Raw genomic sequence first — 12321 nt, 5'->3', positions numbered from 1 at the left:
AGACGGCATTTTTTACACAATTCCCGCCATTTTCCATCATTCCCGACAACACCGCAATCTCGAAACCCGTCATTCCCGCGCAGGCGGGAATCTAGGATGCGGAATCTAGAGAAACCTTTTAACCGATAAGTTTCCGTGCGGACAGGTCTGGATTCCCGCCTGCGCGGGAATGACGGTTCAGTTGCTTAGGGTAGGATTTGGCGGGATTGGTGGGCTGAAGCCCACCCTACGGCCCGCCCTACGCATCCGCCCTACAATACTCCTTGCGAATCTGTCCCGCGCCCGCCCTTGTATGTCTCAAATGGGTTAAACTACGCACTTCCCGACTTCCCGTTTCGGGCAGGGGTGCAGGTCCGATTTATATTTCAATAAAACAAGGAAACTTTATGCAGCACGAAGAAGGCAACCGCCAACGCCCTCAAGGCGAACTGCTCCTGCGTACCGTCGCTATGCCGCGCGATACCAATCCCAACCAAGACATTTTCGGCGGCTGGATTATGTCGCAAATGGATTTGGGCGGCGGCATATTGGCGGCGGAAATCGCGCGGGGACGCATCGTTACCGTCGCCGTTCAGGAAATGAACTTCATCCGCCCGGTCAAGGTCGGCAACGTCGTCTGCTGCTACGGGCATTGCGTCCGCGTGGGCAATACTTCCCTCCAGCTTAAAGTCGAAGTCTGGGTGAAAACTTTGATGAACGATTGCGTTACCGAAGACCGCCATCTCGTAACCGAGGCGGTGTTCACTTATGTCGCCATCGATGCGGAAGGCAATCCGCGCCCGATTCCGAAAGAAGGCAACCCCAAATTGTCGGGCTTATTGCCCACCCCGTAAAAATACCCGTAAAAATGCCGTCTGAAACTGTCTTCAGACGGCATTCCGTATCATTTGAACCAAGACCTGATGCGGGAAAACAGCGACATACTCTGTTTTTCAAAGTCTTCCCGCACTTCGGGCACGGCTGTTTTTATGACCTTCATTCCTGCAAAAGTCTGCGCCACAGGCATAATTTCAATCGTGTTCACATTCATATGCGCCGGCCGGCGGTACAGCCACAATGCGGTTTCCGCAATATCTTCGGGGCGGATAAATTCCACACCCTCATACACGCCCGCCACCCTCTCGTTATCGCCTTTGAAGCGCACGTTGGAAAACTCCGTATTGCCGCACAAACCCGGCTCGATATTGGTAACGCGGATGTTCTTATCCGCCAGCTCTGCGCGCAAATTCAGGCTAAACTGGCGCACAAACGCCTTGGTCGCCCCGTAAACGTTGCTGCCGGCATAAGCATAATTGCCTGCAATCGAACCCAAATTCATCACATAACCGCCGCCGCGTTCCACCATTTGCGGCAAAATCTTGCGCGTCAGGAACGTCAAACCCAAAACATTGGTTTGAATCATTGTTTCCCAATCTTCAAAATCCGCCTTGTCCGCCGTGTCCAAACCCAAAGCCAGCCCGGCATTGTTGATGAGGCAGTCGATGTCGGAAAATTCATCGGGGATGCCGTTCAAGACGTTTTCCACCGACTCGCGGCACGACACGTCCATTTCCAAAGGGTAAAACAAAGCACCCAATTCATCCGCCAAAGCCTGAAGCCTGTCCGCACGGCGCGCCGCACCGATAACGCGGTATCCCGCCCCGACAAACGTGCGGCACATCGCTTCGCCGAAGCCTGCCGAAGCACCGGTAATTAAAACAGCCATTGTTTTTCCTTTCTTTCTCGTTTCCCAAACCTGTTTCAGGTATCATAACACCCTTCAGACGGCATCGCGCCGGCTGAAAACGACAACAACCGTACCACCACGACAGGACACATTCAACATGAAAACCCAAATCAGCCTTGCCGCAACCGCCCTCGCCCTATTCCTTTCCGCCTGCGGAAACGGCGGCGCGCCCGCACAGCCCAAAGGCGAAATTTCCGAAAACCGCACCGCCGCGTTCAAATCTATGATGCCCGACTTCTCGCGTATGGGCAAAATGGTCAAAGGCGAAGAGCCTTACGATGTCGAAAAATTCAAACAGGCGGCGGCGGCGTTTGCCGAAAGCAGCAAAAAACCGTTCACACTTTTTGAGTCCGATCCGCAAGGCAACGGCCGCGCCCTGCCTGCCGTTTGGTCGGATGGTGCAAAATTTGAAGCCGAAAAAACAAAATTCGCCGCCGCCGTCGAGAAACTCAACGCCGCCGCCCAAACCGGCAAACTGGACGAAATCAAAGCCGCCTACGGGGAAACCGGCGCAAGCTGCAAATCCTGCCACGACAGTTTCCGCGCACCGGAATAACATCCGAAACAAAACAATGCCGTCTGAAGCCTTCAGACGGCATTTTCTTTGTCATTTCGGCACACGCAAAGCAATCAAAAATTATCGTCAATTCAAAAAATACGCCATATCCTGATTTTTGCCTTACTTACTCCGCCATTTTCTATTTTGATTTACCATGCGATTGATTTTTATCGTCAAATGCCAAAATCGGAATGTCGGCCTGACGGAACAGCGCATAAACGGGCTTGAGCCAATAATCTTCCGGAAGGGAAGCCGGTTTCAATGCGTAAACGTGCACATTGGGAAAATCCTTCATCGTCAACGCCGCACCGCTGAAAAAGGTATAAATTTCATACCTCGTATGCGGGTTTTTCTTAATTTCGCGCAAAATATAGTCTTCGATGACATAGGGCGAATTTAACGCGGTTACGCCGGAAAGCCCGTAGGTCTGGCGGGGATGCGGCGCGACATATTGTATGTTGAAGTTTTTTGCCGCCTTTTGCGAAATTTCCTTCATCTCCTTGTCGGGCGAACCCAAAAGTATCCGCACCGTGCCGCCCGTTTCGTCCCCCGCCTTCAGTTCGGACGCATCGAACAGCGGCAGGTAAGTCATCTTGCGGCGGCCGTCGTCCATAATGTTTTTCAAACCCTTGAATATCGTGTAATGCTCGTCGGAAGCATTGCGGGTTTTGGCGATGCTCCAATCCCCGACCATCATTCGGGCAAAATTCCGCTTAATCGCCCCGTTTACATAAAACTCATCGCCCAAATAGCTGCTCTCCCGTATCAGGTTGTTTGTGCCGTCGTCAAAGGTTTTGATTTCCGCATCCGGGTAAGTACTCAAAAAGGCGGCAATACTGACTTTTTCCAAACTCGCCAAATAAATCCGCCTGACCTTCGGCAGCAGCATCGACTTCACCTTCAGCTCCGCCATCGTCGGAATGAAATTAAACGATTTGTTCAAACCGTAGGGCAGGTAGAAAAAATACGCCCGCTCCGCCTTATCCTTTATCTGATTGAAATAATAATCGTATTTTTCATTCCTGTTTTCAGACATCAGCACCACATAAAACCGCTCCCCCGGATGCTGCGCCATAATCCTTTCTGCCACCTTCATCTGCAATATGGTATAGCAGAAAATCAGATTGACGGGTTTCCCCTCTTCATTGAAGAGTTTGTCCTTCAGCAGGGAAACCGCGTTCCTTTCCCCCTGATTTACCCGGTCAAACGTATAAAATATCCCGAAGCAAAAAACAATCAGGCACAACACGGTCAAACAGACTTTTTTCAACCCCATATCCCTAAAAACTCCATTCCGACAAATTGAACATACGCCCCGAGTGTCCCGGTGCGGAAACCCGGTGCGGAAAATGCGGAATTTTAGCAGATATTCCGACAGTTGCCGAATATTAAAATCAATTTTACCGAAAATGTGCCGACGCACATCAGGCACAACGCCGCCGACGCCGCCGCCAAACGCGGGAAAGCCATTTCCCCCTTCCTTTCCCGCCGCCGCGTTATTTCCCCTTTCCTTTCCCGCCGCCGCGTTCAAACACGCCAAGATCGAACAAAGCGCGAACAAAGCCGCCAAAATATGCCATAATAGCCGCGCACATTCCCCGCGCAATGTGTTTCAAAAGAAAAAACCAACCTACAAGAGAATAATCCTATGACTCAAAAATCCACCATTGTTTATACCCATACCGACGAAGCCCCCGCGCTGGCGACCCAATCGCTGCTGCCGATTGTGCAGGCGTTTGCCCGCCACGCCGATATTGATGTCAAAACTGCCGACATTTCCCTGTCCGGCCGCATTTTGGCGGCATTCCCCGAATATCTGACCGAAGCGCAGCGCGTACCCGACGCGCTTGCCGAATTGGGCGAACTGGTGAAACAACCCGGTGCAAACGTAATCAAACTGCCGAACATCAGCGCATCCGTACCTCAACTGACCGCCGCGATTAAAGAATTGCAGTCTAAAGGCTTTGCCGTTCCCGACTATCCTGCCGACCCTCAAACCGATGAAGAAAAAGCCGTACGCGAACGCTACGACCGCATCAAAGGCAGCGCGGTAAACCCTGTCCTGCGCGAAGGCAACTCCGACCGCCGCGCGCCTAAAGCGGTGAAAAACTTTGCCAAAAAAAATCCGCACAGCATGGGCGCGTGGGCGAAAGACTCCAAAACCCACGTTGCCACCATGCAAAGCGGCGACTTTTTCCATAACGAACAATCCGTTACCGTACCCGATGCGACTTCCGTATCCATCGTGTTCACCGACAAACAAGGCAATAAAAAAGAGCTGCGCGAGCCTGTTGCCCTGAAAGCCGGCGAAATCATTGACGCGGCCGTAATGAGCAAAAAAGCCCTGCTCGCCTTCCTTGCCGAACAAGTGAAAGACGCAAAAGCTAAAGGCGTATTGTTCTCGCTGCATATGAAAGCCACGATGATGAAAGTGTCCGACCCGATTATCTTCGGACACGCCGTCAAAGTGTTCTTCGCGCCTGTATTTGAAAAATTCGGCGGCAAACTGGCTGCCGCAGGCGTCAACGTCAACAACGGCTTCGGCAACCTGATTGCCAATCTGGACAAACTGGATGCGGACACCCGCGCCGCCGTCGAAGCTGAAATCACCGCCGTTTACGCCGCCAACCCGGATTTGGCGATGGTCGATTCCGACAAAGGCATCACCAACCTACACGTTCCCAGCGATGTCATCGTTGATGCTTCTATGCCTGCGATGATCCGCAATTCCGGCCGTATGTGGGACAAAAACGGCAAAGCGCAAGACACCAAAGCCGTGATTCCCGACAGCAGCTATGCCGGTGTTTACCAAGCAACCATCGATTTCTGCCGCGAACACGGCGCATTCGATCCGACAACAATGGGTACTGTGCCCAACGTCGGACTGATGGCGCAAGCGGCGGAAGAATACGGCTCACACAACAAAACCTTTGAAATCGAAGCCGACGGTCAGGTTCAAGTGATTGATGCGGCGGGCAATGTCCTGATGCAGCACGACGTTGAGGCAGGCGGCATCTGGCGCATGTGCCAAACCAAAGACGCTCCCGTCAAAGACTGGGTACAACTCGCCGTCAACCGCGCCCGCCTGAGCAACACGCCCGCCGTGTTCTGGCTCGACGAAAACCGTCCGCACGACAAGAGTCTGCTCGCCAAAGTCAAAGCCTACCTTGCCGAATTGGATACCAACGGCCTCGACATCCGCGTCCTCGCGCCCGAAGAAGCCGCTAAATTCAGCTTGGGCCGTCTGAAAAACGGCGAAGACACCATTTCCGTAACCGGCAACGTCCTGCGCGATTATCTGACCGACTTGTTCCCGATTTTGGAACTGGGTACCAGCGCGAAAATGCTGTCCATCGTTCCATTGATGAACGGCGGCGGTATGTTTGAAACCGGCGCGGGCGGTTCTGCACCGAAACACGTCCAACAGTTCCTCGAAGAAAACCACCTGCGTTGGGACTCATTGGGCGAATTCCTCGCGCTTGCCGTATCGTTTGAACATCTGGCGCAAAAAACCGGCAACGCCAAAGCCCAAGTCCTCGCCGACACTTTGGATGCCGCCACCGAAAAACTGCTGTTGAACGACAAATCGCCCAAACGCAAAGCGGGCGAACTCGACAACCGCGGCAGCCATTTCTACCTCACCCTCTACTGGGCGCAAGAATTGGCGGCGCAAGACAAAGATGCCGAACTGAAAGCCGCATTTGCTCCATTGGCAGCCGCTTTGACTGCCGACGAAGCCAAAATCGTTGAAGAACTCTCTGCCGTACAAGGCAAAGCGGTCGACATCGGCGGCTACTACGCAGCCAATCCTGAAAAAGCCGCGCAAGCGATGCATCCGAGCGCAACCTTTAATCAGGCACTAAACGCCTTATAAGCACAAAGGCAAAAATGCCGTCTGAACATTCGTCGTTCAGACGGCATTAGTTATCCCTATCTGCCTGATTATGATTAAACGCCGCACCCATTGGATATATAGTGGATTAACAAAAACCAGTACGGCGTTGCCCCGCCTTAGCTCAAAGAGAACGATTCTCTAAGGTGCTGAAGCACCAAGCGAACCGGTTCCGTACTATTTGTACTGTCTGCGGCTTCGTCACCTTGTCCTGATTTTTGTTAATCCACTATAAATCATATAATCTTTAGTTTTTTACCCTACGGAAAGACAATAATATGAAAACTGTTCCAACCATCCTGACCGGCATCCTTTTGGCAACCGCCCTTCCCGCATCCGCACACGGTATGCATAAGAGCAAACCCCTGGCTATGGACGAGCTGCCGCCGATTTGCCAACAATATTTCAAACGCACCGAAACCTGTTACAACAAAGCCGGAAACAAAGCAGATTTCGCACGCAACAACACCAAATTCCTATTCCAAGCCCTACCTGCCGCCGATTTGGGACAGCGTAAGCAAATGTGCCAAATCGCTATGGATTCGTTTGCAGAAAAAACCCGCAATCTGAATTGCGAATAAAGTCGCATCAGCAATAGCAATGCCGTCTGAAACAAAGGTTCAGACGGCATTCTCACATCAAAACGTACCGGCTGATAAAACCCGCCTTCCCCGCATCCCTGACCCGAACAGGATTAAACGGAGTAACGGTTTCGGCCATTATGGCAAGTCCCCATCCCAAAAATGACCATATAAATTAATACCATAAAACATTGATAAAAAGCGTCTGCCGATTGCGGTTTGTTGCAGGGCGTTACGGAAAATCATCGTAAACCGATGATTTTTATATAGTAATTGACACAACCTGAACAAAAAAGAACCGCCCTGAATCAGGGCGGTTTTGCTTTGCGGCGGAAACGGCAGGATTCGACTAAATTTTATTTTATTGATTTAAATACATTTATTTCTTATAAAAATTTAATTTACCATAAAAACAGCCATATACAAAAATCTTGGAGTAACTACTGCATTACACTATTAGAAGGATGCGGGGTCATGTAATATTTAATTAAATTAATATATAAATTAAATATTTGAATTATATTTATAAAAAAAGGTGCAAATAAGGTGCAAATAAAATTAGTTTTTCCCAATGGGTTAAAGAACAAATCCGAAAAGAGTTCTTAAAATAGCCCGACCGCCGCCAAGCCGCAAACTTGGCGGCTTCTTTATGCCGTCTGAAACCATCTTCAGACGGCATTTTTCTTTGATTTTGTTGGGGGAATGGTTGACTTTGAACGTGTCCACGTTTATAATTCAATTCATCGGCGCATCGGGTGCCGATACGGGAAAAGCCCCACCGAAGCGGGGCTTGTACAGGGAGTAGGAAAATGAAGCTCATCCTTCAAATTCTCATCCTGGTTTTAATCTTGATGCTGGCAGGCGATACGCCTATTAGCGGATAAAACCGGCTGGGGCGGTAGCCGCCGCCCCAGTCCCTATCTTACAAAAGGCAGTTCAAAAAATCAAGGAGTTTGCCTATGGTTAATGAAAAACTGGCAGAAAACCGAAAGCGTTACGAGCAAAAACGAGTCATTAAAAAAGTCTCGTTTAATGCGGAAACAGAAAAAGAGCTTTTGGAATATGCCCAAAATCTCGATTTTTCCCAATGGGTTAAATCAATCATAAAAGAAAAAATCAAAAAGTAATTGGCTTTGAACGTGTCCACGTTTATTATTCTTACAACGGCACAGCCGTTAATGGAAAACCGAACCAAGCGGGAACTTGGTTCGGTTAAGTGAAAAGCAGTTCTAGGAAAACTCTTTTCGCGTCTTTTAAATAACCTCTAAAAGAAAGACTATTCTATCATGAATGCTGTCCAAGTTTTAAACTTTCAACAAAACTCCGTCCGTACTGTTGCCGATAACAAAGGCGAGTTGTGGTTTTTGGCAAACGATGTTTGCGAGATTTTAGGCTACACCAACCCTCGCCGAACGGTTGACCTGCACTGCAAAAGCAGGGGCGTAACAAAACGGTACACCCCCACCACCAGCGGCGAACAGGAGATGACCTATATTAACGAGCCGAATCTCTACCGCTTGATTATCAAATCCCGCAAGCCTGCCGCAGAAGCGTTTGAAGAATGGGTAATGGAAACCGTCCTGCCCGCCATCCGCAAAACAGGCGGCTGCCAAGTCGGACCAAAAACCACCGCCGACGACCGTACCGGATTGCGCCGGGCCGTTGCCGCGCTTGCCGGGCGCAAAGGCATAGACTACTCCTCCGCGTACAGTATGGTACATCAACGCTTCAACGTCGAATCCATCGAAGGCATCCCCGCCGGGAAGCTGCCCGAAGCCGTCGCCTACGTCCACGCATTGACACTGCACACGGGCTTGACGGGCGAAGTCCTTGACCGCGAACCGTTACCCGCGCCGCAACCCGCCCTGCCCATAAGCGGCAACGCTTTGGCCGACATTGCCGCTATGGTTTATTACGGCACACGGATGATTGAATCGGGCAAAGACGTTTCCGCACCGCTGAAGCAGCTCGGCTGCAGGCAGGCGGTTACGATGTGGACGGTTTGGCACGAAACCCGTCCAATCCTGAAAAGATCCGCCGCGGCCCTCGAAGTGTTGCGGGGATATGCGGACAAAGACGCCTCCGGCCGCATAGCCGCATGTCTTGAAGGCATTTACGGCAAGGCTGCGGTAAGGTAAACGGAAAATGCCGTCTGAATCTTCGGACGGCATTTTTCACGCGGCATAGCGTTCCGACATTTCCCGATAATCCGCCAATTCCCGTCCGGCGAACTCAAAGGCCTTCAAATCGGCGTTATCTGATGCCTTGCGGCTCTCGTTCAGCCAATAGGCGATCTGTTTCCTGCAAAACTCTTCAGCACTCATCGTCAAATCCAAAAATGCCTGTTCAGGTGCGGCGCATCCTCACGCGTGATACGGCGCAAATCACTGTCGGCCGGCAGGCCGAAATACAGCTCGAAACGCCTCCTTGCCGATTCCGAACGCTGCGGGTCGAAAGTCTCCGCATCCGGGATACTGAAAGCCTCCGCCAAAGCCCAATAAACCAAATTCCGATGATGTATGGAATTGATTTCCGGCTCGTCCCCGTCCCCCGCCATATCCCGCGGCAGGCAATACCCCCGGCAAACAACCTGCCGTCACGGTCCGGCGCAGGCGCAAGCGTCAGCTTCCCGTCGCCCTGCACCGCATAAACCGGCAGCCCCGTTTGCGCCCCGTCGCGCCAACCCGGGGCGCAAACATCCGCCGCCTCCGGCGAAACCAACTTCAGGCACACCGGCTTGCCGTCGGACACAAAACGGATACTGTCGATTTCATACGCATAACCCGCCGCAAACCCCCATGCCGCATAAGCATAAAGCGGCCGCCCTTTTTCCACATCCGTTACAAACGCATCGTCCGAATGCAGCAGCCGGCCGCGCAGGCACGCCTCGTGAACCGCATCGTTCAACCATCCCGACACCTCTTCGTCGCTCCAAAAATACGGCTCGGCCTTATCATTGGCAAGCACGCGGAAACGCGCAATCAAAGCCTTCAAATTCATTGCGCGATACCGAACTGACGAACCATCCGAACCACAGCCTCACGCAAATTCTCCGCCGATTTGCGCTTATCCAAACCCTGGCCGTAATTCGCCTTCGCATACAGTTCAAGCTCGTCCTTGCCCATCCGGTTGATTTGCAGGATCACATCCTGCACCGCGTCAAACGCCGCCGCTTCCCGTTCGAGTTCCGAAGCGCCCGCCTTTTCCAAAGCCTCCGTATCATCCGCCTTTTCCACGCGTTTGCCCGGGACGGCGGCAAACACATCGCCGTGGCGCAACAACTTTGCCGCAGCCCCGGCCGACACCTCGCGCACCTGGCCGTCTTCGAAAACCAAGCCCGTATGATAGATACGGTCGCGCCACACGGCACGCCCGCCGATATACTTGATAAAAACCTTATCCATCCAACCCCCCGCCGCCGTCCGGACGGCATTGTCAAATACAGCAACGCCGCAAAGGCAAATCCCCGGGCGGCGTTTCATTCCGCTTACAACTGGCCGAACTTCTCGCCGTAAATCAAAATATCGATATCGGCGGCCTTCTTATTTTCCGCCCCTTTAAGCGTAACCGTCAGCAAAGCCTGCTTGGGCAGCGTAACCAGTTTGGCAGACTGGCAGCGGATACGCCCGGCAGACGCAAAATCCGCGCCCGAAGCAAAATAAGCCGCATCCTGAGGCACGTGCGCATCATCCGCACCGTCCGCATACGCAAAGCCGACATCGGCAGTGATACCGGAAGACATCGCCGTCTTCACAATAATCTGCGCGTCATCCAAACGGAAACCCTGTTCCAAGACACCCAGCGCCAACACATCGCCATCCTTGGGCGGCCCGTAGGCATCCGCCCCCAAGATTGCACCGTCCTGCTTCGCAACGATACGGTAATGCTCCGCCGCCAGATTGCCGTAAGGCACGCCGCCGAAACGGTTGCCGCCATTGTTTCTCACATGAATCCGAGCCATAAAAAAACCCCCCCAACTCGACAAATAGGAAAAGCCGCCCTTTCAAGCGGCATTCGAATCAGCGGATACCGCCGTGCAAAGGAACCACCGTATCCACAACCGTTACGCCGTAGTCGGTAATTTCCTTCGCGCCCCCGCCGACATCCACGGCAAAGCGCGTTTTCGCCACACCGCGTATCGTACCGACGAGCGTTTCCACACGGTTGCCGTGGTCAAGCTCCTTCTCAGACCAAAAGAAAGGCATACCGCCGTGTTTGCCGGTATTCGCAAACGCCTCCAACACCGCCTGGCCGCCCAAAATAACCGAACGGTCGACCGCAAACTTGTCCGCAAACGAAGCCGGGATTTTCAAGCCCGATTCCGCCTCGCTGAACTTATCGGCGCAATACTTCATCTCATCGCCCGCATAGAAACGGATGGGGCGCGGCATTTTCACCAGGATAAAGCCGTTCCACAAACCCGCATCGCCCAAAAACAGCGGATTTTGATTTGCCTGGGAGGCGCGCGCGATTGCCGAAGCCTGAAGCTGGCGGAATTTCGGATCGGCGGCAAAACGGTTGTACTGCGCCGGGGAAAGCAGCCACACGCGCAAAGGCGAATCACCCGCCGCCTTGTCGCCCTCAAACTTCACAATCGGCGGCGGCAGCGGAATCTGGTCGAGCACGGTACGCATACTGTCCACCGTATCCATCGTAAACAAATCGGTAGAGGCAATCTTCAACTCGCCGCCGTTGCCCCCAACGCCCGTTACCGCATCGCCCGAAGCCGTAAAATGGCGGTTTTTGGACGGGGCTTTGACCGGATTGACCGCATAATCATTGAATTTCGGGTCGCCCGCCAAAGGCACGCCCCATTCGATATTGTCATGAAAACCGCGCGCGCCCGCCATATGCACCAACAGCGTCTGGTCGGCATAACGGTCCATCAGGCTTTGCGCCGCCGGACGAATCAGCGCGCGATAATCGGCAGGGCTGCGCTGATTCGTCATCGTGCCGCCGCCGTCAACGGGGAAACGCGCCTGATTCACACGCAAACCCGCCTCCGACAGGCTCATCCCCACGCCCCTGCCTTCCGCCGTGTTGTCGCCCATAATCGGCAGGGCGGAAACAGGGTTGACCAAATTGAAACGGATTTCGTCACCCATGCCGCGCGTCAAATCCTGACAGCGCACGACCGGCATATGCTGGGTCGTCTGTTTGCGCAAAGTCGCCTCCGCACCCGCGGTACCGGCAGGCATCTTGCCCGCCAAACGGTTCAGCGTACTGTTGCGCTGCATATGCATCGCAAACAGCCCCGCCGCCTGCTTCATCATCGCCTGCGGGTCGCCGTAGGCCGTATTCGTCTTTTGTGCCATAAAGAGCCTCCCTCAAAAACTCAAGAATTTAAAAACTTCTCAACCTGCTCTTCCGTCATGGAAGCCAGTTTTTCCGCCAGCGCGTTGCCACTCAAATAATCCGGCGGGCCGTCCGAAGCCGTATGGTCGCGCCCCGCCGGAATATCCGACAGCGTATTGGGCGTATTCTTCCCGGCAGGCGGCTTTTCGGCGGGCCTTTCCGGTTCGGCGGCGGATTTTGCCGCCTTAAACATATCGAACGCCCCGAT

The 12321-nt window shown here is 53.0% G+C and carries 15 protein-coding genes; 8 read left to right on the top strand and 7 right to left on the bottom strand.

All coding sequences use genetic code 11. The annotated features are described in order from the left end of the window. Positions 1-386: 386 nt before the first annotated feature. Positions 387-833: an acyl-CoA thioester hydrolase YciA gene (yciA, locus tag DFR77_RS09640; RefSeq protein ID WP_002230436.1), complete on the top strand. Its 447-nt coding sequence runs from the start codon at positions 387-389 to the stop codon at positions 831-833. Between the two features lie 50 nt (positions 834-883). Here yciA and DFR77_RS09635 read toward each other — a convergent pair whose 3' ends face one another. Beyond that, complete coding sequence (locus DFR77_RS09635; protein ID WP_003688009.1) at positions 884-1705, bottom strand: SDR family oxidoreductase; 822 nt, start codon at positions 1703-1705, stop codon at positions 884-886. Between the two features lie 118 nt (positions 1706-1823). Here DFR77_RS09635 and DFR77_RS09630 point away from each other — a divergent pair, with 118 nt between their 5' ends. Next, positions 1824-2282 (top strand): c-type cytochrome, encoded by a 459-nt coding sequence (locus DFR77_RS09630; protein WP_003688008.1) that lies wholly within the window; start codon positions 1824-1826, stop codon positions 2280-2282. Positions 2283-2424: 142 nt separating this feature from the next. Here the strand turns inward: DFR77_RS09630 and lst are convergent, their stop codons facing one another. After that, entirely contained in the window at positions 2425-3561 is a 1137-nt protein-coding gene (gene lst, locus DFR77_RS09625) for an N-acetyllactosaminide alpha-2,3-sialyltransferase (protein WP_003698280.1), read from the bottom strand. Positions 3562-3696: 135 nt separating this feature from the next. Between lst and DFR77_RS09620 the strand changes: the two genes are divergently transcribed. The 6 genes from DFR77_RS09620 to DFR77_RS09595 all read left to right on the top strand — a co-directional run bounded on the left by DFR77_RS09620 (position 3697) and on the right by DFR77_RS09595 (position 8896). After that, positions 3697-3867, top strand: a complete 171-nt coding sequence (locus tag DFR77_RS09620) for a hypothetical protein (protein WP_003698278.1) — start codon at positions 3697-3699, stop codon at positions 3865-3867. A 66-nt stretch (positions 3868-3933) separates the two neighbouring features. Beyond that, a complete protein-coding gene (locus tag DFR77_RS09615; RefSeq protein ID WP_003699779.1) occupies positions 3934-6159 on the top strand; it encodes an NADP-dependent isocitrate dehydrogenase in 2226 nt (741 codons plus the stop codon). 296 nt (positions 6160-6455) lie between these two features. After that, on the top strand, positions 6456-6758 hold the full coding sequence (locus DFR77_RS09610; RefSeq protein ID WP_003688003.1) for a hypothetical protein: 303 nt from the start codon (positions 6456-6458) through the stop codon (positions 6756-6758). A 649-nt stretch (positions 6759-7407) separates the two neighbouring features. Beyond that, positions 7408-7563, top strand: a complete 156-nt coding sequence (locus tag DFR77_RS14170; RefSeq protein ID WP_154017544.1) for a hypothetical protein — start codon at positions 7408-7410, stop codon at positions 7561-7563. Between the two features lie 154 nt (positions 7564-7717). Then, the gene (locus tag DFR77_RS09600) at positions 7718-7885 is read left to right on the top strand and encodes a hypothetical protein (RefSeq protein ID WP_003688002.1); all 168 of its coding nucleotides are present in this window, start codon (positions 7718-7720) and stop codon (positions 7883-7885) included. 159 nt (positions 7886-8044) lie between these two features. Next, entirely contained in the window at positions 8045-8896 is an 852-nt protein-coding gene (locus tag DFR77_RS09595; RefSeq protein ID WP_003693432.1) for a BRO-N domain-containing protein, read from the top strand. Between the two features lie 36 nt (positions 8897-8932). Here DFR77_RS09595 and DFR77_RS09590 read toward each other — a convergent pair whose 3' ends face one another. Genes DFR77_RS09590 through DFR77_RS09570 form a run of 5 tightly spaced genes read right to left on the bottom strand, consistent with a single transcriptional unit; the run spans position 8933 to position 12073 of the window. Further along, a complete protein-coding gene (locus DFR77_RS09590; protein ID WP_017146863.1) occupies positions 8933-9082 on the bottom strand; it encodes a hypothetical protein in 150 nt (49 codons plus the stop codon). Between the two features lie 22 nt (positions 9083-9104). Then, entirely contained in the window at positions 9105-9758 is a 654-nt protein-coding gene (locus DFR77_RS09585) for a phage adaptor protein (protein ID WP_227719074.1), read from the bottom strand. After that, entirely contained in the window at positions 9755-10240 is a 486-nt protein-coding gene (locus DFR77_RS09580) for a hypothetical protein (protein ID WP_003693438.1), read from the bottom strand. The genes DFR77_RS09585 and DFR77_RS09580 overlap by 4 nt, the downstream gene beginning before the upstream one ends. Positions 10241-10245: 5 nt before the next feature. Further along, the gene (locus DFR77_RS09575; RefSeq protein ID WP_113852114.1) at positions 10246-10719 is read right to left on the bottom strand and encodes a hypothetical protein; all 474 of its coding nucleotides are present in this window, start codon (positions 10717-10719) and stop codon (positions 10246-10248) included. Positions 10720-10777: 58 nt separating this feature from the next. Beyond that, the gene (locus DFR77_RS09570; protein ID WP_003693441.1) at positions 10778-12073 is read right to left on the bottom strand and encodes a phage capsid family protein; all 1296 of its coding nucleotides are present in this window, start codon (positions 12071-12073) and stop codon (positions 10778-10780) included. Positions 12074-12321 lie beyond the last annotated feature (248 nt).

This window comes from Neisseria gonorrhoeae, from assembly GCF_003315235.1.
Lineage (GTDB): Bacteria > Pseudomonadota > Gammaproteobacteria > Burkholderiales > Neisseriaceae > Neisseria > Neisseria gonorrhoeae.
The sequence above is the reverse complement of the archived record's forward strand: the minus strand, read 5'-3'. Positions and strand labels throughout refer to the sequence as shown.